General features: G+C 46.2%; 3 protein-coding genes and 1 pseudogene. 2 read left to right on the top strand and 2 right to left on the bottom strand.

Annotated elements, in window-relative coordinates:
- Nucleotides 1-701 (top strand): transposase (locus tag ACR2PX_RS11765; protein ID WP_433999548.1); only part of this gene is annotated, 701 nt, incomplete at its 5' end.
- Nucleotides 702-906: 205 nt separating this feature from the next.
- Here ACR2PX_RS11765 and ACR2PX_RS11760 read toward each other — a convergent pair.
- A pseudogene (locus ACR2PX_RS11760) lies at nucleotides 907-1,949 on the bottom strand (ISAzo13 family transposase).
- Between the two features lie 231 nt (nucleotides 1,950-2,180).
- On the opposite strand from ACR2PX_RS11760, the gene ACR2PX_RS11755 reads away from it, so the two are divergent.
- Nucleotides 2,181-2,375 carry an SEC-C metal-binding domain-containing protein gene (locus ACR2PX_RS11755; protein ID WP_433999547.1) on the top strand — a complete coding sequence of 65 codons (195 nt, stop codon included), beginning with the start codon at nucleotides 2,181-2,183 and terminating at the stop codon, nucleotides 2,373-2,375.
- 102 nt (nucleotides 2,376-2,477) lie between these two features.
- Here ACR2PX_RS11755 and ACR2PX_RS11750 read toward each other — a convergent pair.
- Nucleotides 2,478-2,761 (bottom strand): hypothetical protein (locus tag ACR2PX_RS11750; protein ID WP_433999546.1); only part of this gene is annotated, 284 nt, incomplete at its 5' end.

The raw sequence follows: 2,761 nt of genomic DNA, 5'->3' as shown, positions 1-2,761 counted from the left end.
TACTGCGACTCGACAGCGGACATGACGCAGAAGATACTCGCAGAGAGATAGCAAACCACAGTAATGTAGACCACATCATCAAACTCAATCCACGCAAGCAATATACCGTTACAGCCTGGCTGCCAGCCTTTGAGGAAAAAGGCGTGCAGTGGAATGAGCTTCGTCCTGGAAAAACCAGTGCGACACTCTCGATCTCCCATGAAACCGACTACGCTAAACAACGACTTATTATCCGTATCATCAAGCGTACTACTGACTCGGTGGGGCAGTATTTTTTAACACCAGACTACGAGCTGGAGGGGTGGTGGACGACACTGGATGAGGCTGAATACAGCGATGATAATGTTATATTGCTTTATGAAGACCATGCGACCAGTGAACAGTTTCACAGTGAGTTCAAGACTGATATGGATCTTGAGAGATTGCCTTCCGGAAAGTTTGATACCAATGACCTTGTAATGTGCCTGGGTGCGTTGACTTACAATGTTTTGCGTTACATGGGTCAAACTTGCCTGATTGGTCCAGACTCACCGATTCGTCACAAAGCACAGCGTCGAAGAATCAAGACAGTTATGCAGGAACTGGTTTACCAATCAGCGCGATTATTGGAGCGAGGTCGTCAATTTATTCTACGTTTTGGTCGCCACAGTCCCGGATTGTCCGCTTTTATGAATCTTTTTCCCGAAAAACAGCTCTGTTAGCTGATCTTCTCTTTTACACGGTTGAATGGAGACATGCTGCTTATGCGGGCAGAGCTTCATTTACCTCCAGAGCTGAAATAGAGCTGAAATTCCCCCGAATTATTTAAACTGCATTGATCTTCTGCGTCTGCTTTACCCTTCTTTGGTGAATAGCAAAAAATCAAAACCCTATTCTGTAGGTTTCATGTATTTAGGGGTACAGCAATTAATAATTTACCGGCTCTGGCACAATAGCAACATCCCACTTTCGTAACTCAGGGTTTCGTATGATGTAAGGTTGAATTTCCTTCAATTCAGCTTTACTGAGCTTCACTCCTTTTGTGTACACTTGATCCAGTAGCTTCACCACTGGCTTCATGCATTTCCAAGTCATGGATTTTGTCCATTCCAGAACAGAGGTCACGGTATTCAGCAGAGTACCGCTCCAGTGGTTTTCCAGAAAAGACCAGCCTCGCTCAATAGGATTGTACTTACTATGGTAAGGAGGGTAGTACACAAGATGAACCTTTAACCCGGTCTTTTTGGCAAACTCAACCATCCGAAACAGGAACTGGGTTCGGTGGCTATTACTCTCCGGGCCATTGTCAGCATAAATCACCAACTCGTCTACGTGCTTGTGGTCGGCTTCTACAAGCACCCACCACTGCTCCAGAGCATCGCAGATAAAATCGCTGGTTTTGTAGGAGTTCCCGTAAAATACATGAAGTTGGTCGTTTTCCAGATTAAGAATTCCGAAAGGGATCATCTTATCTTTAGTCGCCATGTCATGATCCAGTGCTGTGACGGGCTCAGCGCCTCTGGCTTTGCCACCACGGGAAAAGTTGCCAAGGTTAACAGTTGCCTTACAGTCAATACTGATCTGAAGAACATTGCCTTGCAGGGTCGCCTTCTTTTTTATTGCATGGACATTTTCAAAGATGGCATCGGTTTCCGGGACTTTTTTTCAGGCTTGGTTTTCTGAACCCTCCGGAGTTTGTAGCCCATGCGATTCAGGATGTTGCAGAAGCTGCGCTCTTTAGGTAGTTGCTCTTCCTGCCATCCTTTTTCATCAATAAGCTTTTGTCGAAGCGCTTTGGCTGTGATTCGGGTATAGGCAAATGTGTTGCGTAATTGTGGGTCAGCCTGGCTTTCAGGATCGACCAGGGCTCGAATATCTCGCTCCAAGTCAGGGTTAGCAACCTCTGACTTGACTTTACCCTGTGTCGCATAGTTCCCATAACAAACCAGCCCTGTACGGTTCTCATGCATCCCGAGTTCAATAGTATTACGACCAAAACTGAATTCGGTTTCAGTCAGGCGCGGACTACCAGCGCAGAGCTTTTCTGCAACTTCAGCGACGAAAGCTCTTCGTTCAGAACCCTTGAGTTTTCCGGCAGCAAGTTTGATTAGATATTTGCACTCTGGAGGAATAGTAATGGTGGTCATGGCAGCTACAGTCGTCAAGAGGGGAAAAGTGGCACTTTACTGCGGTAAGCTTTCTTGTGCCACTTCCCTAAAGCCTGGTTTCTGAATCCTGACACCGATCAGGAAGAAGCCCACCATGAATGTTCGGACTTTATTAAAGAACAGGGGCGTTGGTACTTTATCTACCCTGGCATTCCAGCAAAGCTACCCGGCAGAAACGCCCCCTGTCCCTGTGGAAGCGGTAAAAAGTACAAGAAGTGTTGCCAGTAACCATTTATCCGGGATCAAAAGCCTGTCCAGAGTGCGATCACAGGAATACCGAAACATCACTTCTGGAACAGGTACTCCTGTTTGACAAAGGAGAAGCTTTTATTAACGGTCATCATGTAAAAAGTAATCCATGGGGGGCAGTGAATGGCGGTTATACAAAGGAATATCACGATCCAGAAAATCCCTGATTTTATTTAACTCGTTTCGAACTTCCTTAAGTTGAGACTTGTCCCTGAGTTTCAGATGACCCACCTCCTGTTTCAAGGTAGGCCGCTTCGCGGCGACTTTTTGCCCAGTGCAGCCCTCCAACCTATGGGAAATACCCGTCATTTTCTTTTGTCTATCCTTACTGACTTTGATCCCGAGAACAGCAAAGGATAGAGCCA

The sequence above is a fragment of the Endozoicomonas sp. genome (assembly GCF_051008435.1).
Taxonomy (GTDB): Bacteria; Pseudomonadota; Gammaproteobacteria; order Pseudomonadales; family Endozoicomonadaceae; genus Endozoicomonas_A.
The sequence above is the reverse complement of the archived record's forward strand: the minus strand, read 5'-3'. Positions and strand labels throughout refer to the sequence as shown.